Annotated in this window: 34 protein-coding genes; all 34 read right to left on the bottom strand. The window is 33.2% G+C overall.

What is annotated here, in order from left to right; all coding sequences use genetic code 11:
* Positions 1 to 39: 39 nt before the first annotated feature.
* Positions 40 to 270, bottom strand: a complete 231-nt coding sequence (locus tag M3196_RS00165) for a hypothetical protein (protein ID WP_251320250.1) — start codon at positions 268 to 270, stop codon at positions 40 to 42.
* A 15-nt stretch (positions 271 to 285) separates the two neighbouring features.
* A complete protein-coding gene (locus M3196_RS00160; protein WP_251320249.1) occupies positions 286 to 681 on the bottom strand; it encodes a hypothetical protein in 396 nt (131 codons plus the stop codon).
* 12 nt (positions 682 to 693) lie between these two features.
* Positions 694 to 1,803 carry a hypothetical protein gene (locus M3196_RS00155; protein WP_251320248.1) on the bottom strand — a complete coding sequence of 370 codons (1,110 nt, stop codon included), beginning with the start codon at positions 1,801 to 1,803 and terminating at the stop codon, positions 694 to 696.
* 39 nt (positions 1,804 to 1,842) lie between these two features.
* Positions 1,843 to 2,379 carry a putative phage tail protein gene (locus M3196_RS00150; RefSeq protein WP_251320247.1) on the bottom strand — a complete coding sequence of 179 codons (537 nt, stop codon included), beginning with the start codon at positions 2,377 to 2,379 and terminating at the stop codon, positions 1,843 to 1,845.
* Positions 2,369 to 3,403: a baseplate J/gp47 family protein gene (locus M3196_RS00145; protein ID WP_251320246.1), complete on the bottom strand. Its 1,035-nt coding sequence runs from the start codon at positions 3,401 to 3,403 to the stop codon at positions 2,369 to 2,371. The genes M3196_RS00150 and M3196_RS00145 overlap by 11 nt, the downstream gene beginning before the upstream one ends.
* Entirely contained in the window at positions 3,404 to 3,823 is a 420-nt protein-coding gene (locus tag M3196_RS00140; protein ID WP_251320245.1) for a DUF2634 domain-containing protein, read from the bottom strand.
* Positions 3,820 to 4,074 (bottom strand): DUF2577 family protein, encoded by a 255-nt coding sequence (locus M3196_RS00135; protein ID WP_251320244.1) that lies wholly within the window; start codon positions 4,072 to 4,074, stop codon positions 3,820 to 3,822. The genes M3196_RS00140 and M3196_RS00135 overlap by 4 nt, the downstream gene beginning before the upstream one ends.
* The gene (locus tag M3196_RS00130; protein WP_251320243.1) at positions 4,074 to 4,991 is read right to left on the bottom strand and encodes an XkdQ/YqbQ family protein; all 918 of its coding nucleotides are present in this window, start codon (positions 4,989 to 4,991) and stop codon (positions 4,074 to 4,076) included. The genes M3196_RS00135 and M3196_RS00130 overlap by 1 nt, the downstream gene beginning before the upstream one ends.
* Positions 4,988 to 5,608 carry a LysM peptidoglycan-binding domain-containing protein gene (locus M3196_RS00125; RefSeq protein ID WP_251320242.1) on the bottom strand — a complete coding sequence of 207 codons (621 nt, stop codon included), beginning with the start codon at positions 5,606 to 5,608 and terminating at the stop codon, positions 4,988 to 4,990. Before M3196_RS00125 ends, M3196_RS00130 begins: the two co-directional genes overlap by 4 nt.
* Positions 5,609 to 7,294: a hypothetical protein gene (locus tag M3196_RS00120; protein ID WP_251320241.1), complete on the bottom strand. Its 1,686-nt coding sequence runs from the start codon at positions 7,292 to 7,294 to the stop codon at positions 5,609 to 5,611.
* An 18-nt stretch (positions 7,295 to 7,312) separates the two neighbouring features.
* Positions 7,313 to 7,459, bottom strand: coding sequence for a hypothetical protein (locus tag M3196_RS00115; protein WP_251320240.1), 147 nt, complete (start codon positions 7,457 to 7,459; stop codon positions 7,313 to 7,315).
* Between the two features lie 14 nt (positions 7,460 to 7,473).
* Positions 7,474 to 7,860, bottom strand: a complete 387-nt coding sequence (locus M3196_RS00110; protein ID WP_251320239.1) for a phage tail assembly chaperone — start codon at positions 7,858 to 7,860, stop codon at positions 7,474 to 7,476.
* Positions 7,861 to 7,863: 3 nt separating this feature from the next.
* Entirely contained in the window at positions 7,864 to 8,301 is a 438-nt protein-coding gene (locus M3196_RS00105; RefSeq protein ID WP_251320238.1) for a phage tail tube protein, read from the bottom strand.
* A 15-nt stretch (positions 8,302 to 8,316) separates the two neighbouring features.
* Positions 8,317 to 9,381, bottom strand: coding sequence for a phage tail sheath subtilisin-like domain-containing protein (locus M3196_RS00100; RefSeq protein ID WP_251320237.1), 1,065 nt, complete (start codon positions 9,379 to 9,381; stop codon positions 8,317 to 8,319).
* Positions 9,381 to 9,800, bottom strand: a complete 420-nt coding sequence (locus M3196_RS00095) for a phage tail terminator family protein (protein WP_251320236.1) — start codon at positions 9,798 to 9,800, stop codon at positions 9,381 to 9,383. The genes M3196_RS00100 and M3196_RS00095 overlap by 1 nt, the downstream gene beginning before the upstream one ends.
* Positions 9,797 to 10,222 carry an HK97 gp10 family phage protein gene (locus M3196_RS00090; RefSeq protein ID WP_251320235.1) on the bottom strand — a complete coding sequence of 142 codons (426 nt, stop codon included), beginning with the start codon at positions 10,220 to 10,222 and terminating at the stop codon, positions 9,797 to 9,799. The genes M3196_RS00095 and M3196_RS00090 overlap by 4 nt, the downstream gene beginning before the upstream one ends.
* Positions 10,222 to 10,806, bottom strand: a complete 585-nt coding sequence (locus M3196_RS00085) for a hypothetical protein (protein WP_251320234.1) — start codon at positions 10,804 to 10,806, stop codon at positions 10,222 to 10,224. Before M3196_RS00085 ends, M3196_RS00090 begins: the two co-directional genes overlap by 1 nt.
* Positions 10,803 to 11,072 carry a head-tail connector protein gene (locus tag M3196_RS00080; RefSeq protein ID WP_251320233.1) on the bottom strand — a complete coding sequence of 90 codons (270 nt, stop codon included), beginning with the start codon at positions 11,070 to 11,072 and terminating at the stop codon, positions 10,803 to 10,805. The genes M3196_RS00085 and M3196_RS00080 overlap by 4 nt, the downstream gene beginning before the upstream one ends.
* A gap of 17 nt (positions 11,073 to 11,089) precedes the next feature.
* On the bottom strand, positions 11,090 to 12,196 hold the full coding sequence (locus M3196_RS00075; RefSeq protein ID WP_251320232.1) for a phage major capsid protein: 1,107 nt from the start codon (positions 12,194 to 12,196) through the stop codon (positions 11,090 to 11,092).
* Positions 12,197 to 12,242: 46 nt separating this feature from the next.
* On the bottom strand, positions 12,243 to 12,830 hold the full coding sequence (locus M3196_RS00070; protein WP_251320231.1) for an HK97 family phage prohead protease: 588 nt from the start codon (positions 12,828 to 12,830) through the stop codon (positions 12,243 to 12,245).
* On the bottom strand, positions 12,830 to 14,071 hold the full coding sequence (locus tag M3196_RS00065; protein ID WP_251320230.1) for a phage portal protein: 1,242 nt from the start codon (positions 14,069 to 14,071) through the stop codon (positions 12,830 to 12,832). The genes M3196_RS00070 and M3196_RS00065 overlap by 1 nt, the downstream gene beginning before the upstream one ends.
* 188 nt (positions 14,072 to 14,259) lie before the next feature.
* Entirely contained in the window at positions 14,260 to 15,843 is a 1,584-nt protein-coding gene (locus M3196_RS00060; protein ID WP_251320229.1) for a terminase large subunit, read from the bottom strand.
* On the bottom strand, positions 15,840 to 16,226 hold the full coding sequence (locus M3196_RS00055) for a P27 family phage terminase small subunit (protein WP_251320228.1): 387 nt from the start codon (positions 16,224 to 16,226) through the stop codon (positions 15,840 to 15,842). Before M3196_RS00055 ends, M3196_RS00060 begins: the two co-directional genes overlap by 4 nt.
* A 132-nt stretch (positions 16,227 to 16,358) precedes the next feature.
* Complete coding sequence (locus M3196_RS00050; RefSeq protein WP_251320227.1) at positions 16,359 to 16,760, bottom strand: HNH endonuclease; 402 nt, start codon at positions 16,758 to 16,760, stop codon at positions 16,359 to 16,361.
* Positions 16,732 to 16,965: a hypothetical protein gene (locus M3196_RS00045; RefSeq protein ID WP_251320226.1), complete on the bottom strand. Its 234-nt coding sequence runs from the start codon at positions 16,963 to 16,965 to the stop codon at positions 16,732 to 16,734. The genes M3196_RS00050 and M3196_RS00045 overlap by 29 nt, the downstream gene beginning before the upstream one ends.
* Before the next feature lie 54 nt (positions 16,966 to 17,019).
* Positions 17,020 to 17,202, bottom strand: a complete 183-nt coding sequence (locus M3196_RS00040; RefSeq protein WP_251320225.1) for a hypothetical protein — start codon at positions 17,200 to 17,202, stop codon at positions 17,020 to 17,022.
* A 73-nt stretch (positions 17,203 to 17,275) separates the two neighbouring features.
* The gene (locus M3196_RS00035; protein ID WP_251320224.1) at positions 17,276 to 17,992 is read right to left on the bottom strand and encodes a hypothetical protein; all 717 of its coding nucleotides are present in this window, start codon (positions 17,990 to 17,992) and stop codon (positions 17,276 to 17,278) included.
* Between the two features lie 75 nt (positions 17,993 to 18,067).
* On the bottom strand, positions 18,068 to 18,541 hold the full coding sequence (locus tag M3196_RS00030; protein WP_251320223.1) for a hypothetical protein: 474 nt from the start codon (positions 18,539 to 18,541) through the stop codon (positions 18,068 to 18,070).
* Between the two features lie 33 nt (positions 18,542 to 18,574).
* The gene (locus tag M3196_RS00025; protein ID WP_251320222.1) at positions 18,575 to 18,985 is read right to left on the bottom strand and encodes a hypothetical protein; all 411 of its coding nucleotides are present in this window, start codon (positions 18,983 to 18,985) and stop codon (positions 18,575 to 18,577) included.
* Between the two features lie 212 nt (positions 18,986 to 19,197).
* Complete coding sequence (locus M3196_RS00020) at positions 19,198 to 19,647, bottom strand: type II toxin-antitoxin system PemK/MazF family toxin (protein ID WP_338082932.1); 450 nt, start codon at positions 19,645 to 19,647, stop codon at positions 19,198 to 19,200.
* Positions 19,648 to 19,857: 210 nt separating this feature from the next.
* Positions 19,858 to 20,049, bottom strand: coding sequence for a DUF5659 domain-containing protein (locus M3196_RS22160; RefSeq protein ID WP_425310960.1), 192 nt, complete (start codon positions 20,047 to 20,049; stop codon positions 19,858 to 19,860).
* Positions 19,964 to 20,716 (bottom strand): HNH endonuclease, encoded by a 753-nt coding sequence (locus tag M3196_RS00015; protein ID WP_251320220.1) that lies wholly within the window; start codon positions 20,714 to 20,716, stop codon positions 19,964 to 19,966. The genes M3196_RS22160 and M3196_RS00015 overlap by 86 nt, the downstream gene beginning before the upstream one ends.
* Before the next feature lie 249 nt (positions 20,717 to 20,965).
* Entirely contained in the window at positions 20,966 to 23,578 is a 2,613-nt protein-coding gene (locus tag M3196_RS00010) for a hypothetical protein (protein WP_251320219.1), read from the bottom strand.
* Positions 23,579 to 23,843: 265 nt separating this feature from the next.
* Positions 23,844 to 24,611, bottom strand: coding sequence for a hypothetical protein (locus M3196_RS00005; protein ID WP_251320218.1), 768 nt, complete (start codon positions 24,609 to 24,611; stop codon positions 23,844 to 23,846).
* Between the last annotated feature and the right edge of the window lie 165 nt (positions 24,612 to 24,776).

Raw genomic sequence — 24,776 nt, 5'->3', positions numbered from 1 at the left:
CTTCTATGTATTCATTTTTCACTGTGACGCATCATGATCCTACTCCGTCACAACTATTGCTGTATAAGCTAAAGTCTCTTCAAACTCTTGTTGAGTGATGAATCCTTTGGCTAATGCATTATCAATTTGCTCTTTTGTGAAATTCGCTGCTGTATATTGTTTAATTTCCTCATGGTAAGTAGTTGCCGTTCCTGCAAACGTTCTTGTACCGTCAATATAAATAGCCCAAGCATACATTCTTACCATTCGTTGTCTAAATGTTTCTGCCATTGTAATGCCTCCTATTTACACTAAATTATTCGATGCTAATACTTCCATGATGAAAATTTGATCATCCTGCATTGCTGCATCACGTTCTCTCAACTCTGCAATTTGTACTGTGAGTGGCTTTTCTGGAATAATCGGGTTTGCAGGATCTTCTGGATTTAAGTATTCAAAGATTGGTAGTTTAGTTTCAATATCTATTCCGATTAAGCGTCCCTCCGCAAAATCTTGTGCATACGCCCCGAATGGTAATTCGAGTACATCAAAGGTTTCACGGTTGCGGTCAGATAGTGCGGTGAAGGTTACTATGTCTTCTTCAATAGTGGTTTCGGTAACTGACCCTTGCATTTCACCTACAATTTGAATAATCTTTCCATTTGATTTATCAAAATAAACTTTCTTTCCTATTTGTTTCACAAGTTAACCCCCTTATTCAAACGCCCACCATTTAATCGCTATACCGCTTCCCATATAAGAATGGGCGTAAGTAAACATGGTAAAGCCGTTAGCAGTCCATGACGATTGGTTTGAAGCGTTGTCTGTTGTTCTTTCAAATAGTCCTGACATACCAGTAGAATTACCATGAACTACACCAAACCCTTTAACTTCACTCGAAAACTGATAGTTAGAAAGAAATTCATTCTTGAAAAGGACTTTGTACCATGACTGACTATCTGCGGTTGAATTCCGTTGTGCTATTACAATCGAAGGTGTAAAGGCTAAACCACTTACCGTAAATTTATAACTACTATCCAAATATGCAATACCCGTTGCATATCCTTTTCCCTTAACCAAACTGCCTGCAACATTAAATATATTTTTACCGCTTAATATATTTGCGGCTATTAGGTCGGGGTCACCCAGAACAATACCACTACCATTGTGAAAACCGTCAGGAATGACTTGATTTGTTGTTCCTGGTGTAATCGTCATAGCACCACGGTTTACCATACTACCTGTTATTTCTCCTGCATCTGTTGTCGCTGTTTTACCAGAGAGAAGGTCAGATGCAATTGCGTTACCAGACGCTCCTTCACCCTGTAAGATAAAAGCCCCTGTGCCACCATCGGCAGAAGGGTTGTAACGAACAGTATATATTCCATTAGCTTTCAAGTTAGAAACAGCGGTTCCGTTCGCCTTTAATATTTTCTTTGCACCTATTCCGTTTACATTAAGTGTCGCAGCTCCTGTAGAATCGGCGTTGATCGTAACTACTACACCCATGCGATTCACATAAGAAGTCGGCGCAGGGGACAAAGTAACTGAATATGCATTACTTGAATTAGTTGTTGTAGCTTCTCCAGAATGTTTCACATAATCCGCCTTATGCGCCACAGACTCTTGTTTTATTTCGTTCGTAGCATTTACTAAATTGGATTTATCTGTTGTTTCAAGATTGGTTAGAACGCCTGTTTTATCCGAATTACCTTTTATTTGAGCATCTATTGTGTCCCAGTTCTCATTAAACTCAATTCGTTTGACATTATCTGTTCCAATCCATTTATGAAGATTTAGATTAGTTGTCTTTTGACTGGACATAAAATTCCTACCTTTCTTTTCAAAATAAAAACGACACCGTTAAAGTGTCGCTGATTCTAATGAATTCCAAGTGTATGTATCTAGGGAATCAAAGGATAATATAGAATTTTCAAGTTCGTTCCATACGAGATAAGCATAGGTATAAGTGACTTTTATATGAGCAGGAATAATTGTACTTATTGCTTTTTTTGCATCTTCAATATTAGGTGGTATCCCTCTTACAGAAACAAATTTAATTTCCACTTCATAAGTAGGCGATTTTTCAATAACATCTACATCACCATTTGTAAATGCATCCGCAGTCCTTTTGATCTGAGCTGCATTAACTACTCCTATTCCCCTCATCTTTGCTTTAACTGTTGATATCCTATCTGCTAAAGGAACACTTGGTCTAATTGGCAATCCAAAGATTTTTTCCCATCTTGCAATCTCATTATCAGTTGTTCCAATAAACGACTGATTGATCATTGAAGTTATGGATGATTGAACGTCAACTATCTCTTTATCTTCAGCGTCCCATAATACAATCATGGTGTTACAATTTTCATAAAATGATGGAAACTTATTACGTAACATTTACTGTCCCCACCACCGCTACTTCAGTATTTAATACGCTAACATTTGATGTTGTTCCATTTAAAGTAAGATTCTGATAATCAAGTACACCAGCAGAACTTAATATTTTTGAACCCAACATAGCATACGAGATAGAACTAGTAGTTAAAGCTATTGATTTTAAATACTCTGTTAGAACAGTAGTGATATTCGTTGTCACTTGAGTTAAGTCGTAACCTGATGCAAACGTAACATCTACGGAAACATTTATTGGTAGTTCAGTAGCACTTACGTAAGAAACTGTAGCTCCAATCGGACGTTTTGATTCTACGCTTGTTTGTACAGAAGAAATCAATGTACTGTCTGCTGCTCTTTTACTACTGTTTACAATGACACACTTAACCGTTCCATTTCCATTCCATAGAGGAATTATTGTTGCACCACCTACACCATTAACCTCAGTACACCAATTTTCATAGTCTTGTACATTACCACTTGCAGAAGGTGTTTGAATGACATCATAAGCCCTCTGTCTTAATGTTTCATCATCTTCAATGTTAGTTCCATTTGTAACTGGATTAGGATTTGTAACAGAAGTGATACCGCTTAATGATCCTTCAATATTTACAATTGTATTTGCAGGAACATTACCAAGTGTACCTTCAACTTCGCAAGTTACATTCACAGATGCAGTACCATTTGTAATTGTTACTTCTTCATCTGACACAAAATAAACATCATTTGAGTAGAAGCGTGTTTCTGATGGAATTACAGTTCCGTTTGTTCCATTGATATTAAGTACAGTCGTTGAAGCAGTGGCTTGTTTTCTATACACACCATACTGATCTGTAATTCTATCTAAGTATTCATCATAAGATGTATCCAAAAATGCTCTATTTAAAAACTCATCCATCTCTAAATATCCATCTTCTAATGCAATAGCTACAGCAACAACAGCATCATAAATAAATGACCCTTCAGATTTATCATAAGAATCTGGGATTACACTAAACATTCTTGTCATAATTTCTTCTTTAGTTGACATTTATACACTCACCTCCGTATTCCCATAAACTGTATCAAGTGAGAATGAAATATTTAAAGAATCACCATCAGAAGTAACTATTAAATTGTCGATTCCAACTATATATGCGCTGTTCATTAATGCTTCACCAATCATTCGTTTAACTTCTGATTCAATTGCTGCGCTTGTGAAACCCGAACCAATTAGACTATTGATTTCAGAACCATATTCCCAAGAATAAACAGTGTGTTTAAATCGGTCTGTTCTTAATGCTTTAAAAGTCCAGATTTTAACTGCCTCTAAACCCTCTACAATAAAGAGTTTACCGTTATTTAACTTGAAATCATTTGATTCAAAGTCCCATGCCCATTCTCTTGCTATAGGTAATTCTTCATTACTTGTAAATTCATCAACGTTATCCAAAAAAGGGAATATACTCATGAAACTCCCTCCAATTTTCCAACAATAATAAATACAGCACCCTGTCTCACCAACAATACTTCGTTGTTAGTTTGAAGAGTGCTAAATATTTGTTGTTTGTTTATAATTTTTAATTGATCATTATCTAATTCAATTTCATTCGTTCTAACTTTCAATGGTGAAACGGAACTGATTTTTCCTACATAAAATAAAGTAGGTACACTCTTAGATGATTGTTCATTTAATACTTGTATTAATTTTGAAACACCCATTATTCATTCTCCTCAACATTTTTGAAGTTTAGTTGAAGGGACATGCTATATTGTCCATTTTGCCATGTATGAGTATCCTCATCGATGTAAAACAACCCCGTCAGATTAGTAATAGGATCTTTGACAGAAACAGCTTTACCTGAGATACATTTTGTATTTCCTAAAGCTTCAATCGAGGCTTCTCTGTCCAGTCCATGTAATAATTCTTTAGCTTCTGTAGTCGCATTTTTACCATCTTCTTTTTGATAGACTCCTTGAAAAGTTCCCCAAGTAGTCAATCCTTCACCTGTAACCTGACCTATTTTTGCACCATTTTCATCCACAATAATAATCTTGTTCTTTACATTTTCAATTGATTCGCTGTATGTAGAATCTTTTAGATTAATACCATTTAACAAATCAAAATTAGAAACCTTTTGACCTGCTACAATGATGCTTAACTTTCCGTTTTCAATAACAGGCATGTAAACTTTTTTAGTCTTCTTTTTAGCTTCTTTACATGCTGTCATTAATACCTCATATAAGTTCTCACTAATCATAGGCTCAAGTTTAATAGATGTTCCAGAGTCTGCAATGTTACCTACAGGGACTTTTACATCTGCTGCAACACGTTTAACTACTGTACCAAGCGTTGTAGTTTTGAAATTATAAGCCCCTTCACTCTGTAAGAAATAAATTAAAGGATCATAAGCTGTGATACTCATTTCATTTGATTTATGATTTTTTTCTTTAATGAAGACTGTTCCTTGAAACAGTTTTGTAGTTCCATCAAATAACGTTACAGTATTCCCTGCAACAACCGAATAATATAAATTTGATGGATACGTGTAACTTATTTGTCTGGCTGCATTGTATTTAGATCCTGACCAATCTAATGATGTATATTTAATTTCCTGGTTATTAACTACTAATCTCATGGTAATCTAAGTACCTTTCCAATTTGTAGTTTTTTAGGATCATTTACGCCATTCGCTTTTGCAATATCTGTCCATTTAAAAGGATTATTATAGAATCTCCTAGCAATATCCCAAAGCGTATCACCCTTTTTAACTGTGTATGTTTTAGGTTGTACAGGTGTAGTTGGCGGTCTTTTACTTGATGGTGTAGGTGTAGGACTTGGTGGAGATGCTTTTGGAATTGGTTTGTATTCAACTAAAGATAGTTCAAATTCTACATCTCTACTTCCTGCTCGCTCTCCATAAGTAAAATTTTCAATAAAAAATTGCTTGTTAATACTGGTTTCAGTAACAAGCAATCTAATCGGTAATTTTGAGTCTCTCCAACTGTTAATTAACTTTACACAATCATAAGGTTTTGAGAAATTCTTGTACTGACAAAATGAATAATATGTAACAGGAAAAAATGATTTAATAGCTATTCTATCTAATTTCTTTTCACCTTTAGATGAAAACTCACCAAATTCATTTATTTCTTGAATTGGAATATTTTGTCCGCTTTCATTATAAAAATCTGGTGGTGGAACTGGTAGACGAAGTTTCTGTTTCCCTGTTCCATCAATTAACCAAAACTCCATCTACATTCCACCTCCATAGTTCAATTTTGCTCTTTGAATTTTTGTAGCTAACTGATCAGCTACCTTGTCTATATCTGCTTCTTCTCTTATTACCATTTTTGCTATTTGTACAACTACACTTGATCGGTCTCCACTGAGCTTTTGTGTATTTACTTGTTGTTTTGTTCTTATTTCTTCCCCTTCATGTAAAAGGGCTGGATAGTTATCACGTGGAACTCGTGACATTCCGATAGCTTTTTTATTACCACCGAAAATATCTCTAGCTTTTCTAACCCCTATTTTCACCAAATCATTAAATCCTCTTGGGGATAATGGAGCACCTGGATTTCCTATTCCTACTGATTTAACTGTATCTATACCTGTTTTTAAATTTAGCTTTGGTACTTTACCTTCAAGCGCAGCTTTTGCAAGTGTGTTTTCAGTCACTGCCTGTGCAATTCCAGCTGCAAATGCTCCACCAACTTTTAATCCAAGTTCAGTGATTCTAGGCAGATTGTTTTCAGTGGCTACAATTAGAGTATCAACTAGACCATTACCAATTTTATATAATAATTGCTTTCCGTCTTTTTCATACCAACCATCAATAGTTGTATATACTCTATCCAAGACGAACTGAAATTTTTGTTCGATAGTGTCTAGTCTTTGAAAAGCAGGATCATTTACAATTCCATCAATCCAACCTCCAACACCTTTTGCAACCTTTACAAATCCTTTTGCAATACCACTTGCCATGTCTTGACCAAACTTTATATAGGGTGATAATTTACCAGATTGTAAAGCTCTATTAGCATCATCTAAGAATGGTTTAATAATTTTAACAGCAGGATCACCGACTTTTCTTAAAGCAACTTGGATAGTTTCTTTAATCTGATTCCACGTTCCTAATGTCGTATCGCCCATTTCTGTAACAAGCTTTTTAGTCATACCCATCTTGTTAAACAATTTATCAAGTGCCTTTAACTGTTTATCAATTGGCAACTTTGCAATTGCATTAAGTTCTTTCTTAGGCATTTCAAATCTTCGAGCCATACTGATTGCATCGCCAGAAAATAGCTCTCGTAATGCAAATACCGATCCTTCTACACCTTGTGTTGGATCAACAGCTAAAAGTCGTTCACTTAGATCCCACATCTTACTCAATTCTTCTTGATTCTTAGACATAGCGATAAATGATTTTGAATTACCAAAAATATCTTGTGAGTTTAATAATGGAGAACCGATAGCCATTTTCTCCATTTCCTTCATGTATCTGTCAGATTTTTTCTTGTCATTAAACATTGCTTCAATTGTTTTTGCACTCATTTCATACTGAGCAGCAGGTAGAAAAGTATTATCGAAAACTTGCTTACCTGCATATAAACCGCCTAATGCACCTGCACCACCCAGTAACATTGCAGGATTTAAACTACCTAATCCCGAGAACACGCTACCTGTTTTATGTGCTGCTCGTTGTACATTTTCAAAAGCTTTTTGTAAATTGAATAATTGTTTAACAGCAGTTTTGGTTTCAACTTTAGGCTGTTCAATTTTCTTTTTAGATTGGTTTCTAACTTTCTCCATTGAAGCTTTCAATCGTAACAGTTCGTTATTCTGTTTTTGCATTGTTTTAGTTATTCGATCTATTTGTTTACTGGCTTTGTCCTCAACTGAAATCGTTGCATTAAGTTGCTCGTTTCGTCTTCCCATTTACCACCACCACTTTCACTATGAGAGATTTTGAGAATCTTGTATTTCTTTAATTTCCAATTCATAAAATGCTCGAATAACAGTTAATTCACCTTGCGGAAGATTATAAAAGAATGAGGGACGGATTCGACCATGTACCCAATACCAGTACATCATTTCAGTCATTCCGTCCCTCTTTACTAGTTTTTTATTTCTTCAATTGCATCTTCACCATATCCACTTAAATTAGAAATTGTCTCATATAGAGAATCTAATTCACCTGGAGAAAACAGTTTTTTAATTAGGTCATGAGGAGTAACTACACCAAAGTTTTTCATAAGTGAATCGTCACGAAGACTAGGAGACACAACTCCAGCTAATACTGTACCTAACTTGATTTCAGTGAAATCAATATTGTTTTCCTTTGTAGCCATATCTCTAATGCTATCTAAAGTTTCAGCATCTAACCCTTGTAGAGTAAAGATTGCTGGATTTTCAGGTTGACTAAAACGTTTGATTTCTACATCTTTCTTTGGAAGCTCTAACTTTTTAGCATCCATTTTTAACAAGAGGTCTAAAGTATTCATTTATTACGCTCCAATCGAATCAATTAATGTTGGCATTTCACTAAATGTGAATGGTTTTTCTTCTTGGATAATCTTATTAGACTCCCAATCTGCCAATGTAATATCATCAAAAGTACAGTTAGGAATGGAGATACGTTCAGCTCCCATTGCTGCTGGATCTGCAACTTTGCTAACAATTGTTACAACAAGTTCTTTACCTTGTCGTAAAGCATCTAATTGTTGCTTTAACAGTTTAGAATTAATTTTATTAAAACGTACTGTGCCTTTTCCTTCCCAACCCATTTGCTTTTTGCCTCGTCCTGAATTTACACCACACATTGGGACGTCTTCTTTTAAAATATCAATCTTTGCTTGGAGACCAAAAATCTCAGCAAATTTTTCTCCATTTATCCAAGCCTCACCATGAGTACCAGAAATAGCTTGTTCTGCTTTAAATCCCATTATTTTATCCCCTTCCTATAGTTGTACACTGATCGAAATGTCTTCCATTGCATCGAGTACTTTAATTGATGACTTGAGGAAAACTTGATCACCTGTATTTGCAACTTTAATTTGGTCATCTGTTATTTTAGAGACATCAACACCTAAACCAGACAAGTAATTTCGTTGAGCATCAATATCGATACCAATCGTATTTACATCTGTGTCTAACAATTGATCTGCTTCAAGTTGCTTGTAATAAGCTTGAATAGCAGTAAGGATCAAAGCCTTATTGTCGTATGAATTCGGATATTTACCTATGTAATTATCAGCAATTGTCTTTGCGATATCTGTGTGAATAACATCTAGGATATCTACAATCTTAATCTTCTTGAAGCTTGCACCTTTATCAGCATTAGTTGTCTTAAATGAGTTTACACCTCGAGCAACTTTAACTTTTTCGCCATCATGGAAGATAACAAATTCTCCATTATTAACAGCAGTATCAAGTTGTGCTTTTGTGTAAGATTGAACAGAATCAACCTCAGATAGTGGTTGAAATGTTGTTGAAATGTTTAATGGTGTTCCTGCTATTAATCCTGCAACACGAGAACAGTATTGTGCATTTGTATAAGTAACTCCTGCAACTTCAATACTATCTGTCGTAAAGTTAATAACGTATTCTTTGTCAGCAGATGCATCAGGCAATACTGCCTTTACTTTCTTACCGTTTGTACGTTGTTCTCCTAACCAAGAGTAAATCCCAGTTAAGTCAGTAGGTAATACATCAGGAATTGCTAAATAGTCAAATTTAACCGTTTCTAACCAATCCATACCTACTGTCCAGTCTAATTCCGTTGCAGAGTCTCCAACACGAACGATAACCTTTAAAGGTGCATTAACTCCACCCATCAAACTAAGTTCAATCTGTATTTTATTAGCAGCAGATAAACCTGTTGGAATATCTATAGCACTAAAAATTTCATAAGTACCTAATGCAGTTGTATCTTTTAGTAATAAAGCAACAATTCCACGCTCTCCTCTTTGGATAGTACTTGCTGCTAATGTTTCAAATAAAATATTTACTTGTGGCAATCCCATTAAATAGCCTCCTCGTTCAAATTAATGTTTCCAATTAAATCAATTTGTTCCTCTTGTTTACCGATAACAATGAAATCTAAGTCAAATAAGTAATGCAAAATACCATCTACAATATCAAAACGTTCATTTGAAACTTTTGCTTTGAATTCACCAAACTCAATAGTTGTAAATAACTGTCCAAGTGTCTCAGCCATTTCGAGATTCTTAAGTTTGGTATCTTCAAGCGACATATACTGTACGTCAATAATCATAGACCTTTCTTGCATGTTCGGACTTAGTTTCACTATGTCAATCGGTATTAAGTCAATAAAAAAACAAGGACGTATTAGCCCTTGCGTTACTTTCTCACCATAAAGTTTGTGATTAGGAAAGTTTGCTTTCAAAATAGAAATAACTTCATTTCTAATATCTATCATCATAATTTACTCACCAACTCATCAAACACTTTTCTAAGTCTTCTAGGAATCTGACGATTCACTGTTTTAATACTAGTTGTGAGCATGAAAAAGCCATCAGCTTTACCTACTACTTCACCTTGTTTGTTAACAACTTTGTGTCCAAACTCAACGAATGGTGCTAAAGGAACTTCTCGACCTTCATACTCAGTTGTAGCATCGTTATAAACAGTGATATACATTTTATCTCCATCCCTTTCAATACCACTAATCTTCCATCCTTCTTTTAGCTCACCAGTTAATTTAGGTGTACGTTTTAGAACAGCACGATTAAGTGATTTTGAAACATCTAAAAGAAATTGTTCCAACTCACTAGGGAAGTTCTTCTTAAGATGAAGTAATTGTTCTTCAAATTTCTTAAAGTTTTTAAACTCCAGTCTGATCATTAAGCTTCACCTTCTAATTTGAAAGTTACTTCTTGATGAGTATGGAATTTAAAACTTTCTTCTACACGTCCTTTATAAATGTCGCCTTTGTGATTAATTTCTACAGCATCTCCAACTTTAAAAGTGTATTTATTCTCAGTGTAGAAGATATAATACTGTGAAATTTCATTGTGTTGATCTGTTTCATTTGCTCTAGCATTTTGAATCTTAATTAGCTCACAGGCTATATCAATATGTACGGGTGTAAGTTGAATGATTGTTTCACCATAACTAGTTTCCGTTTCTTGAAAACGACTAATTGTACAAGTATCATAGAATGAATGTATTTTACTCTTTTCGCACTTGAGTTTTAAATAACCCTTCTCAAATTCATCGAAAGTTAGGACTACAAACCATTCGTTTTCACATTGAATTAATAAATATGGCTTAATACCGCTTCTTTTCCTAATGACAAACTCATAAGATTCCTCATTTTGTTCATCATCTCTTCGTTTCGTACGAATGATTTTACTTGCCCAAATAGTTGATAATAAAGTAATGTCATCATACAGTTTTACACGTTTATTTAGTTTTCCTGGATTCATACTGTATCGCTACTTTCAAAAGAAATCTGAAAGAGGATTGAATCAAGACTGTAGGCTAGTTTATAAGCTTTTCCAACTGATTCACGGTTTTCAAACCAGTGAACTACAAGTAAACTTACTGCTAATTTATGTAGATCATTTAAATCATCAACATCTTTACCAGTTGCATTCTTTATAAAAGTTTTTGCAGCCAAAATTAAAGAATCAAGGAGCGAATTATCGTCCGCTCCGTCAATTCTTAAATATTCTTTAACATGCTCCAACATGGAACATCACCTACCTATTAAAGTTCAACAAAGAAGTTAGCTCTGTTGTCACCTTTTACAGTGTCAAAGCGACCAATTACACGAACCAAAGTTTGGTTATAAGTGAAACCAGCTTCGCTTGATTTAGCAATTTCATAGCCTTTACGGTCAAAGAATTTAACAAGTGCGAAAAGGTTTACAATGTAGAAAGGTTTCTTTCCAACTGTAACTTCAGGAAGGTCAGCATTGTCAAGAACTACTACTTCACGACCTTTGAATACTTTTCCACCTTCTACAGCTAAAGAATCAATAAGAAGTGGACGACCAGTTGTATCAGACAATCCATCTAAATAATCGTATCCATCCATGTTAGTAACAATTACAGTTCCTGCTTTTAGAGAAGGTAATACTTTAGTGTTTAATGTTTTAACAATCGCTTTGTAGTCAGTACCAGCAGAACCAGCTACAGCGTTGTCTTTAACAATTTTGATAATTTCAGCGTTCTCAGAGTTAACTTGACACTCAGCAACGTCAGGAGCGATTAGACCATTGATGATTTCAACAGCAGAATCTTCCATAGCACTGTTATCTACAGGGTAAAGTTTACCGTAGTCTTCAACAGCAAACTCAACTGGAGAAGTAGTGATCATTTCTTTAACCATTTCTGTATCTACTGCAAGTTTAGCAAGTTTACGAACCGCAGAACCGTTAGAAACAGGCATTTTACCAGTGTTAGTTGTTACAGGAATTACATGAGTGTAACCTTTGAGTGCAGGGAATCCTTTTTGTAGAACTTGTAGTTGGTTAACAAATCCTTCAGGAAGAATAGCACCATTATTTGATACGTTAATACTTGCACGTTCTTCAGCAGTCATTTCTTGACCAAGAAGGTGTTTAGCGATTGCACGATATTGCATTTCTTCTGAATTAACTACCTTTACTTCGTTATTACGTTTTTCCATTTTATTTTCCATCTCTCTTTCTTCTTCTTTATCTAATTCCATTTGGATTTCAATTTGCTTTTGTAAACCACGCACTTCTTCAAGTTTCGCAGAAGCTTCTTCAACTTTCTTTGCATCATTAAGTGAACGAACTTCCTCTTTCTTTGCAGCTAATTCTTGTTTCAATTCATCGATCTTTTTCATTAATAAATGTCCTCATTTCTATAATTTTTGGCAATAAAAAAAGAGCCTACATTAGCTCTAGTTCAATAACTATTTGTTTTTGTCTTAACTCTAAATCTTCTTTGGCTTGTTTATCCTGTATGTAATTATCGTAACTTCTACAATTCGCTTCACTAGATGTATAAGCAGGAAATGGAGTTATTGTAACCTCAATTAATTCAATATCCTTTAAAACACGTAGTTCAGTACCATCTTCACGAACTGTCCACTCATCATCTAGAACGTAGAATCCAAAACTACAACCGTCAACATCACCTGATCTAACTAACTCATAAACATCTTTTGCATAACTAACATTTGGATTGATTTTCAAACTAAATCTTAATCCAACTTCATCAGTATGTAATTGGAGGCTACCTGTTTTAGTTGAACCTAATACTTTTGCAGAATCATGGTTGTATAATCCCATAATATTATGACCATCTGACAATGTACGATTGAAAGCATTTCTATCCACTTGTTCAAAGAATCCCATGAATTGTGAATCAGAATTGAATTTATTAATATAACCTTCAATTAGATTTTCTTGTTCATCAACGGAACGAATTTCAATACTATCAATATCAATGTTACGAAGTTCTTTCTGTTTACTCATTATTTATCACCTCCCTCAACAGGGGGCTTGTTTTTATAATAAGCTCCAACTTCAGTAAGTTTCTGCATATTGCCATTACAAATTAGTTCATTTGCACCTTCAAGTTTTGGTCTGTCTTCAAGTTCTCTCACTTCATTTGGAGTTAAGAAACCTTTATCAATAGCAATTCCATAAGCATCATAACGTTCTTTTAATGAAGATCTTAAAATAGAATCTACATTGAATTTTAAAAAATGACCACTTTCAATCTCTGAAGAAGTAAGAAGTTTAAAGGAGAGCTCTTGTTCATACATTGTCAAAATAGCTTGTAGTGTATCAATATAAAATTCCTTCTGCATATGTTCAACATTACTATGAGTTGCTCTATCCAAATTGTTAATTTGATGCATTTTAATCCCAAATGCTGCTGCGATTTGTTGGATTGTCAGTTGATTCAACTCTAAAAACTGTGCATCTGCCATTGTTGAATTAATCGTTTGGAATGAAAATCCTAGTGGCACTGGTAGTATTCTACCTGCATTTTTTAGTCCATTAGCCATTCCTTCAAAACGTTGTCTCATTAGTTCCTGTTTTTCAGGGGCGATATCACCTGTATATTGCATCAATCCTTTAGCAAATAAACCATTTTTAAAGTAATTATTCATGTAATCTTGTGAGCTTTTGGCATTATCAACAATGGTTTTTAAGTATTCCTTAATCGGCATACCAGTAGTACCATCAGCAGTTAATCCAAAGAAGTGAAGAACTTTATCATGTTTGATTTTCGTTTCTTTGCCCTCTTCAGTGTTATAAACATACCAAATAGCATTTTTCTTACCGAATAAACCAACATCATCCACCCAAATTTTTGTTACTTTTGACATATCAAGTGGATATAATCCTTGTATTTTGCCTGCATTTTTCCCACTTTTTACAGTATCAATGTAGACTAAAGAATATCCCCACTCATTTCTTTGGAATTCAACCACTTTCCAAAATGTAGATGAAGACATGAGTGGATTCGGTCTAAGTTTTAACATATTGTATAGATAGTGAGTGTTAGCTTTGGTAGTTCCATTATCTGTTTCAGAAAACAACTTTAAAGGTAATTTACTCACAGTATCACTTAATATCCGTAAACAAGTAAAATAGGTAGCTTCTTTGGCTTTTTCACTTGAAAGACCATTTACTCTGAATACTTCAGTCCATTTTGCATCTGCAATAGACACTACTTCACTTCTCTTTTCAAATCTAAATAACATTTATTCACCCCCTTTTTTCATGTGTTGAAGGTGGATTTAATGAAAAATAAATTCCAAATAAAATAAAAAAGACTCCAATTACATACAATCCAGCAACAAAACTTAAAAAGAAAGTCGCTATCATTACGAATAATGAGCCTAAAACAATTAGTAAATCCTCTATGTAATTAAGTAACTTCTTCAATTCTTCACCATCCTAATTCATCAAGGGTTTCATCATTTATATTTTCACCTAAATTCCCATATTGCAAATTGGTAAAAGCCCTTGAAACACCCATTAGCATTGCTATGATACCATCAATTCTATACTTCGCTTTTCCTTTGTCATATTTAACATTACCTGCTGCATCTTCAGTTGCAATTACATTACCAGCCATCCAATTCATAATAGGATGATTTCCATGTTGAATCTTTTTATCAAACATTAACTCTTCAAAATGTTTTATTGCCGGACTCATTGATCTGTAACCTTGCCCAAAATCTACAACAATAAATCCATCTTCAGTTAAATCAGAAACTATTCCTTGACTACCTAGTCTGTCAAAAGCTATTTCTTGAATTTTGTATTCTTTTCCACATTCATTAATTATTTGTCGAACATATCTAAAACTAACATAGTCTCCTTCAGTGGCATGAAGTAAAGGTATTCCATTCCAGTTTTGTTTACTCCATGATGAATAAGGAGTTCTATCCAATTTTTCATGATCTAACAATGTACCAGAAGGCTTAAATAAATGAGGCACAATATAAAACTTATCATCGATTGGGAAAACCATTACAAATGCAACAATATCAGTAGTTGTTGCAAGGTCTAATCCTGCCCAACACTTTTTACCCTTTAACATTTCAAAATCAAAATTTTTCCCACATAATTCCCATTTATAAGGATTGATGGCTTGTTCATTTGATAGTCTTACATGCTGATTTAAATATAATCGTCTAAATTTAGCCTCTTCAGATGGAATTTCCTTTGCTCTATACGCTAGACTTTTAAGCTCATCAAAGTTCCTGAATACTCCTAAAGCAGGATTACTACGATACCATTGACTTTCATCTACTAGATCACAGTTATCTTCTGCTTCATAGATCGCAGAATAGAACGTATCGTCTTTTACTTCACCTGATTGCACTTTTTTTGCATACAAGTATGTACGATATTCTAAATTTGCTTCATTAGTTCCATTAGATGCAGTAGTTATCGTTAACATTAAAGGCTGCATACGAGTTCCCATTGATGTCTTTAACTTACTATATAGTTCATCATTAGGTGCTTCATGCGTTTCATCTTGGCAAACTATGTAGCCGTTATATCCATCTGCTTTAGATGCATCTGAACTAATTACTTGTAAAAAACTATTCGTTGCTTTCCTAATTATTTTCTTACGGGAATCAACTATTCTACAGTATTTTCTAAGTGTTGGATTCGTTTCAATCATGTTTTTTACAGTGTCGAACAAATGCCCCGCTTGATCACGAGAGTTTGCTGCAATTATATATTCAGCTCCATATTCATCATCACAATATAAAGAATAGACAAATATACATGCTATTAAAAAACTTTTACCGTTCTTTCTCGGTAAAAACACGAATCCTTCTCGATGTTTACGAGTTCCATCAGGATTTTTCCAACATAGTAAGTCACAAAGTATTTTCTTTTGAAAATCAAGCAGTTTAATTTTTTGACCTTTTTTACCTTTATCCAAGTTTAGTTTTTCAATGAATCTAATTATTTTCTTTTCTTCTTCATAGTCATACCAAAAATTTTCAATCATTTTACAATCAATCCTTCAAGTTCTGGATCAGAGTCATCTTCATTTCCATCACCATCTAGAACTGTTTCTTTAAGTTTGATTCTTTCTCTAGGCGTTAAACTAAATTCTTTAATGAAAGCTAACATGTTCTTCATTGCATTATTTGCAATAGATATTTCAGGAATTTGCTGCCTATATCCAGTTTCAGTTTCAAAGCATAAGTCTTTATTTTTCTTTATTAATTTTTCCGCTTCTACCCAACGTTGATAATTAGCCAATAAACCAGAAAGAGCAATTTCATCGCCAGATTTCCATTTACCCTCTGACATGAATTGCTCTGCAATATCGTAATATTTCTGTTTAGCATCAGCGTTTAAGAAGCTTGGTGGTTTTGGGATTTCCAATAATCCCCCCTCCCTTCTATTTTGATAAACCGCCCCACTTGTAAAAATTCTAAAAGTTGCACGCTTGAGGGGGGCGACGGTGCAGGGAAATAGTCTGGGAAATTATCACATCTCCCCTGCCCTTTTATTTCCTCAAAATTTCTCTTTATTTTCTCTTTCCTTTTTAACTTTTGCAGTCTTCTCATTATGATGTCTATGGCATAATGTCTTTAGGTTACTTATATCTAGCCTCAAGTCCCAGTTATCTTTGATCTCAATAATATGGTCAACTACATCTCCAGGTTTTATCTTCTTTTCTTCTAAACAATCCTGACATAAGCCATTATCTCTTTGAAATGCTACAGTTCGTAACTTTATCCATTCTTTACTTTTATAAAATTTTGCACTCTTCTCATCTCTAGCATACAAGTCATATAATTTATTAGCTTCAGCCTTATCAACCTTCACTTGTTCTGTATGTTTACTGCAATACTTCTCATTAGTTAACTCAGGACAGCCCATCTTGTTACATGGTTTCAGTGGTTTTACTGGCATACTTATCGTTCCATTCCTTCAAATCCTTATCAATCTGCTCACAGGACAAACGAATCTTTTCATAACTGTCTGCTCTTAACCTCTGATCAAACTCTATTCTTGATTGCTTCCAATCTCTAAGCCTTTTATTCTCTTTATACAAAGTAATAAGTAAATCAATACAGAAAAATAAAACTACACTTACTACAATCAAAGCAATAATCACTACATAATCCACTCCAATAAAAAAACACCCTCAAAAAGAGTGCATTTTGTTAATTTATAAAGTATTCATCCACCACAATAATCCTACAGTCCAACTTACACCTAATATTAATAATGTTCCTAGTTTCGGTAAATTTCTTGTTGTAATGATAACAACTAAAGAAATAACTACAAATATTACTAACAGAAAAAATATTGGTGCAGCTGGCATTAATGATTCCAAGTTTAAAATTTCCATCATTTCACCTCATTCCATTTATCGGTTTGAGGTTTCATTATTTAATAAACAAGTCCTATTTTATATGGAGACACTAGTTAGATTCTTTATTTTCATAATACCCTTTTGAAAGTTCATCTTTAATACAGTTTTTTAATTCAATCACCTCATTGTAGTTACGCTGAATTATTAATTGGTCTTCAACCGAATAATTATATTGATCTTTTTTTATTATTTCCATCAATTCACGAACAATAATAAATATTTCTTCAAGTATAGTTGATACATTCGCTGAGAAATATAAATCGTTATCATAGCAGTAATCATGAACAGAGTTAATTAATTCAAAAACTTCTAGTAGTTTAGCATCCTTTATTTGTTTTTTATAAACATCTATTGTTCCTGTACCATTCTCATAAAGAGTAAGTAATAATTCTCTTCGTTGATCATGCATTTTTTTACTGTCTATAAAATCTATGAACGAATTCTTAGAAGTAAGAAAACTTTCATGGAATGTTGAATTTATATAAAAACCTCTTATTTCTCTATGCATTCTTAATATTTTCCCATATAAAATAGGATAGTATTCGTGTCTTTTACCACTATACAATCCAAAATCGTGTATTTTCCTTTGATAATCAAAACGTGTCTGTTCAGTTATTAACGATAAATCATGTTTATGGTTTTCTAAGGCAGTGCTAAAATAGTTATTAATCTTACTTTTGATTAAAGCTCTTATAGAAAACAAAAGTATCCCAGATAATACAGATACACTTGCAATATAACCTAATACTTCAAAGATTGTTTTCATTTATTCACCCCTCAACAATATTCTGTCAAAAGGTGGTATAAATGGCAATATAAAAAGCACCCGAATTAACGGGTGCTAGATGTTATCTTTTCTTCTTAACTGTCTTGCGATTCTTTTCACTTCTTCTTCATGTTCCTTAACTTGACGATTAATTGCTTGTATTGGATCATTAAATTTACTATTTGCTAAAATCTTTGTCAAATCAAATGAACCTTTAATTTCTTCTATCGTCTCCATACCAAAATGAACATATAATTGTTCTATTGGTGTTGTAATTTGTCTATTTAATACATCAATTGATTTAATCATAATAATTCTAAACTTATCAATCTTGTGCTTTTGTATAAAGACAATTCCAGTATCCCAAAGCCATTGGTGAATTGAATCTTCATCTAATCCACACGATTGATTAGCCACAGCAGTACCAGAAACTCTTATATCTAGTATTGGTAATTCGTTATGATTAATTACTAATCTATAATAGTCTCCAAATGGAAATGCTTTATAACCTTTTAGTCCATCCAATTCTTGAATTAATTCCCTTTCCATTCTCCACAACTCCCTTCTCTAAAAGAGGCATGACTATTCATTACTCAAAACGTATAATTCACTACTAAACGCTTCACTTAAATATCTATCCATTAATGCTTCTAATGACTCAAGGTGACTAGAATACACACTTACTACTTTCCTTGAACCTACTTCATCTTCTTTAATCTCAAGCCTATCCACTGTATTAACAACAGAATCATTTTTTAAATTTCTAAGATAAACGTAGATACAATCATCTTCTTCTACGAAAAACAGCTCTTTATTTTCAAAAGTAATACTATACTCATCAAATTCAAGGTTATCTGCGTATTCCAATACATCTGATAAATCTTCCTCAAGTTTCTCAATATACTCTTGGATAGAGAAGAGTGTATTGTTCAAAGTCATTTGATTTCTATATTTGTTATTAATGGTGTTAACAAAATTACTTCTAAAATCCATAAGAATTCCCCTTTCATCGTTTGTATAATATTTCCACACGAATCAAAGGGAATCCTGCAATAAAATGTAAAATAATCTCCCCACAAAACACGAAAAAGACCCCAATCCTAGGTGGAAGGGAGTCTTCTTAACACAAGTTGACAACTAAGTCAATTTAAAAATCAAGTTGGCAATTAAGCCGAAATTATTTATGTAACCCAATATTATAAGAATTATTTTCCAATGTCAACAGTTTCTACTTGTTTTTCTTTAATTTTTATTTTTTGTTTTCCTAATGTAGAAATTGTTTGGAAAATTACGCCCATTTGATCTTCATCTAACGTCATTGTATAATGCTTGTTTTCTTCTTTGACGTAATAATCTGAAAGCCTTTGTTTACTTACTGTTTTAATTTGATTTACCATAGCATAAACTGGTTTTTTATCTTTTGGCATATCGTCAATTATACCAATAGGAACCACCAGATTTCCCGCACTTTTCCATTCTGCATCATTATCTTTTTCAGTCGATAAGGGAACGACTATAGCAGTATAATCAAATTCTTTTATTACAACACAGAAATGAAAGAAGTTAAATTCAGACCCAATATTCACCCCGAAATCTAGGCAGTATACATTTTGTCTCGGTCTACTTTTCTTCTCTTTTGCTTTACCACTTTTAATTTTTAAATTTCTTTCTACAATTGTGTATAACCATTTTTTTAATGAATTAACATATTCGTTTTTATTTTTGAACTGTAGACTATCAAACTTTTTAATCTCTTCAGGTAACTTTCTTTAAATTATCATCTAATATCCCCATATTAAACCTCCCATTCTTATCTATATTTTACCATAAAACGACAAGATTGAGAGAGTATGCTATTTTAAAACCTATTTAATCAATCCACTAAACAAACTCTTAAGCTCTCTAAAATTACTTGTATATTCCTTAAGAAACTTATCACTTTTATATTCATTTATCGCATGAGCTACATCCTTAGTTTGAGGAAACACTACGTAAGCTTTCTTCTTCCCATCCTCTTCTAACACTCCAGTTTTGATCCATTTGAATCCTCTGGTCATCAAGTAGGATGCTAGGTTGATTGATAACACTCTCTTCTCTTCCATTGTCATTTGCACCCTTTTCTTTTTTCTTTAAATACTTTTCTACACGCTTATATAACTTTTCTTCAACAAGAATCTTCTCATCTTCAGTAAGTAAGCCTTTATCTTCAATACCATTAAGAATAGGAAACTCTCCACCGAATATAGGAGCAATTAGATCATAAGCATAGGCAGCTTGTTCAGCAGCCTGGTAGCTTCCAAACCACTCTTTTTTCTTATTAATCCTCATTACTACACCGTATTCATCATTTCTTTTGACTACATTTTTATAACCAATAGTATTAGTCTTTCTCATTGCGTTCAATTGATTTTGAGCAGCAGTACAACCTCTTAAATTAGATTCTAAATTATTTAATGGATTTGAGTCCTTATGATCAACTTGAATATATCCTTTTTCATCAGCATTACTTATTAATCTATGTAGATATACTGTCTTCTTTAATTCCTTGTCCCATGATAATACATGACCAGACTTTTGCATTGTCCAGTTGTATTTTTCATTTACAAGATTATGTTTATAGAAATCATCTAAACTAACAATAGTATACTTTCCATTCCCTTGCTTTCCGTTAAGATGTATTGCTACAACATCGTCTTCAATTTTGAAACAGTTTATTCTCTTCATTATACTTCCCCCCATTTTGTATGATTTGATTTAAAAAATAAAAACTTGCACTATCTTAAATTGCGTGTTATTCTATAATTACGGAATCGTATATTCAAAAAATAGTTAAAAAATAAAAAGGGGAGTTACTGGTTATTTCGATCCATAAACTCTGTGTACTCTCCCTAAGAGACTATTATTTAAAATACAAATAAAAAACCTGTAAACCCTTGATACAATTGGGATACAGGCTTTTACTATGTGTTTATGTTACGCTGAAACCTTCATTCTCATCTTCTTCATTCTTAATCTCGTTTTCTCTTTATCTCTCTTCTTCTGACAACCTTCACATCTTACTTGACGTTTCTTAACTACTCTTGTCTTCGTGGTGCAATCTTCACAATCTATTGCTTCCTCAAGGTTCTTTTCAAGATTTTTTAGAATCACATCTCCAAAGGATTCCCACAATGTTGTTTTAAATGGACTGTTTTTACTAAATAAGTGTTCAATAAGCACATCAGTCACATACTTTTCATCTTCATTAATCATCAACAATTCATCTTTAATTTTCTTGTAAACATATAACTTTGTTTTCTTCTTAGAAGTAGTGTCAATATTAATTAGATCCTTTTTGTTCTGGTCGAAATATGTGTAAGCTTCAACGATATCCTTATACTTTTCATCTCGTTCAATCTTCTTTTCGTTCATCAACAACTTATAATCAAATGTGCCACCAGCAACTTTTCTGAAATAGATATTCTTTGTTGGAATTATATCTTCAAGTCGATTAATAGTGGAATTATTCTTTTCAGATACCTTTGTCTTTTTGACTACTTTACCCTTCTTATCTTTTTTAATTTTTCTGTTGTCGTATTGAAAGAAGTGAGGCAATCTCGCATGGACATATTTTTTCAATCTTTCATCAATCTTCTCAGTATTTAATTTGAATAAAGTTTTTCCAAAATCAATCTCAAAATTGTTGACCATACAAGCGAACTTGATTAATTCTAAATCCGGTTTTTCATCTGACCACATTTTTGAAATGTTATTTGAAATTTCTCCGATATTAGCCTCAAAACTATAGATTAGGCTTTTATAGATATTTTGTGGAGTAATGATACTTGGATTAGCTTTCTCCATCTCATAATACAATGGTACAATCTTGTCATTATCCATATTTCTTTGTGCTACTTCTAGGAGTGTTTTGTCCTTGTGTTCAGAAACTACCAAAACTTTATCGCCGTCCCAGTCGCACTGGATTAACTTTGACAAAAGACTTTCATTTGAAATATATATTGCATCTGTTGTGAATACTTCCTTCATTTGCTCAGTATGTACATTATCTTTCAAACCCCATTCCCTGGATAAATGGGGGGAGCGAAGAATCGCCACTCTTCCTTCTTCATGCCTTTTGTAATACACTTCATTCTTCTGGAGTAAGCTTTTAGGTTTTCCGTTAAATAGAAACTCACTAAAACTATACAAGTCGGGAATTATAAAATTAAATGAACCATTTACATTCAATCTTCCTGTTCTTGCGTCATTAATTAGTGATCTCTTTTTACTTTTAATTGTTTCTTTTGAGTGCGGATCATTTAACAACTCAGGATACATTAGTAATGATTTTTGTAAATTGTCTTTTCTTTCGTTGGATTCTGTTGCTCCAAGAACCTTTAACATAACCTCTTGATTTGAACCGAGCTGCACAATATCATTAATTGTTGATGAAGCTATTTGGCTTAATTCTTCATCTGTTACATCTGTAAATACTTGTAATGTCTGATATGTAAGTTTTCCATCATTGTATTCATCTTCTTCCTCATTCAACTTAGCAGCCTGACAGTTATTTTCTTTAAATTTCTTTTTGTATTCGTCCCATGAATTATAGTAAGACTTCATTTTCCACTGTGAAGTTGTAAAGATAATTCTTACGTCCTCTTCCTCAATGTCCCATACTCTTCCATCTACATCCGTTACAAACTTTCCATGTTTAGAAAAATCGTAAACCGCTAGAAGTCCTTTCAGCCATGGAAGTCTAACCATAAAGTTTTTCTCTGATACCGTTGGGAGCATCATGCCCACACCATCAGTTACAGTTAAAGGTACATCCATCTTCTTTCTTTCTATTTCAAATGTATCCCTGTTTATGTAATCAACCTCATCATTGACCGTTAACTCTAAATCATCTACAACAATACAGTGATCAATATTAAAATCTGACCATTCCTCAGAACTCGAATTAATTAAAGCTTTGTATGAAAGATACTTGTTAATGTTGCAACCTTTTTTAGTACTATTGTTAATGTCTTCAATGTCCAATCCACAAGTTAATGAATTCTTATGTTTATCCCATAAATCCTTACGTACCCAGATACCCTTTTTCTGTCTAATCTGACCTGCACTGGAAGAGAAGTAGATGTAATGATGATTTCCATGTTTGAAACCTTCTTTTATTAACCCTTCTAAAACTTGTTCATGATAAGACTGAACGACAAGAATCTTTTCAGATAGCTTATTAGTTTCCATATCAAGGGTTCTTGTTAATACTGATTCAAATAATCCAATAACATTATTATTTGTTAACTCACTTATTCTAAGTTCACGAACACCCACATGTTTATTGAAAGCTTCTTGCAGATCAACTTTTAACCTTTTTAATTCTTCATTAACTTGTTTAATTCCATCATTTATTTTCTTTGATTCAATTTTAAGCTTCTTCTTATCCGTCTCTTCCTTTTTCAGCTTTACTTTTTCTCTTTGCAATCGTTTCTTATACCCTTTAAGATTTACACTTTTCTTAAATATTTTATTCTCTTCCTCATTATGAAAAGAGAAAGTTCCTAAAGAATAGATATATACTTGATTCTGTAAACTATTTGCCATTTTATATTCCTCCAAATTTTATATGTGATTGATAATCGTAAGTCCGAAACGTACTTTCTCGGACTTACAGGACTGAGCGTTCTTTGCGAAGTCCCTATCTTTAATACCTTGGGGGAAAGTCGATTTTGAGCAAAGATCGCTCAAAACCTCCTTTGCATTTCCCCCACACCCCCATTGCGGTTGTCCATTTTAAATATTGCGGTTTTTAGAATACCTATAATGTATTTATAGTTTTATATAATAGGTAGTCTGAGAACCGCATTTTTTATCCAAGCATTTCTTCACACCAAGAATCTAATAATTCTTTTTGATGAGTGATTGTCGGTATATCAATATTCCTTAGTTCATGTAAAAAGGAAGGTGTATCAATACTTATAAGTAGATTTGCTAACCGTTTAATATCTTCTATGTATGTATCACTTTTTCTAACTGAACTCATTTTCCGTTTAGTGTCACCCCAAAATTCTAATTCCTTGGTTCGTCTCTTCTTTGCATTAGTAATTAAATTTTCATAAACAGTTGAATTGAGTTCATTCTTGTACTGATTTCGCTTGAATTCTTCAATTAACAAGTCAGCAAGTATGTTTCTTTCCTGTTCTATGTATTTTTCATTTATTGTGATGTCATACGCAGTGTAGTAGTATTCGATGTCACTATATTCATTCAAATACTTTTTAACTTTACTTTTAAACTTCTTCCAGTCCTTTGAGACTCTTACAGAAGATATTTTGGTGTAACCCAACTCTTCAAATATTTTAGTTTCACAGTCCATAATTATAGCTCGTTCTATCTGAGAAGCTGTTCTAGGAGTATAGGTATCTTTCTCACGTACTTTTATTACAGTGTCAAACATAATTACACGCTTATCCATGAGGTTCTTTAAAGCAGATTCTATAGTACTCTTGAAGTTACTATTACTGGTGTTAAAGAAGTCATAAATAACTTTTTCATCCATTTTAGTGTGTTTGGATAAGTTCTTAACATTTTCACTACATTCACTGTAGTTACTATTTGTCATACCGATTGAAAGCATCAACTTACTTCTACTAATGGAGATGTGACCTCCGCATTTGTCAACAGCGGTTTAATTTTCCCTATTTTCAACGGTCCAAAATTCCCTATTACTAATTAACTGCCGGTTGTATGCCGGCTTTTTGCTTTTCACGAAGTCTAAATGATTGTCCTTTGATATTGAAAG

This window comes from Fictibacillus nanhaiensis (genome assembly GCF_023715445.1).
Classification (GTDB): domain Bacteria; phylum Bacillota; class Bacilli; order Bacillales; family Fictibacillaceae; genus Fictibacillus; species Fictibacillus nanhaiensis_D.
Note: the sequence above shows the minus strand (reverse complement) of the source record. Positions and strands in the feature narration are given on the sequence as shown.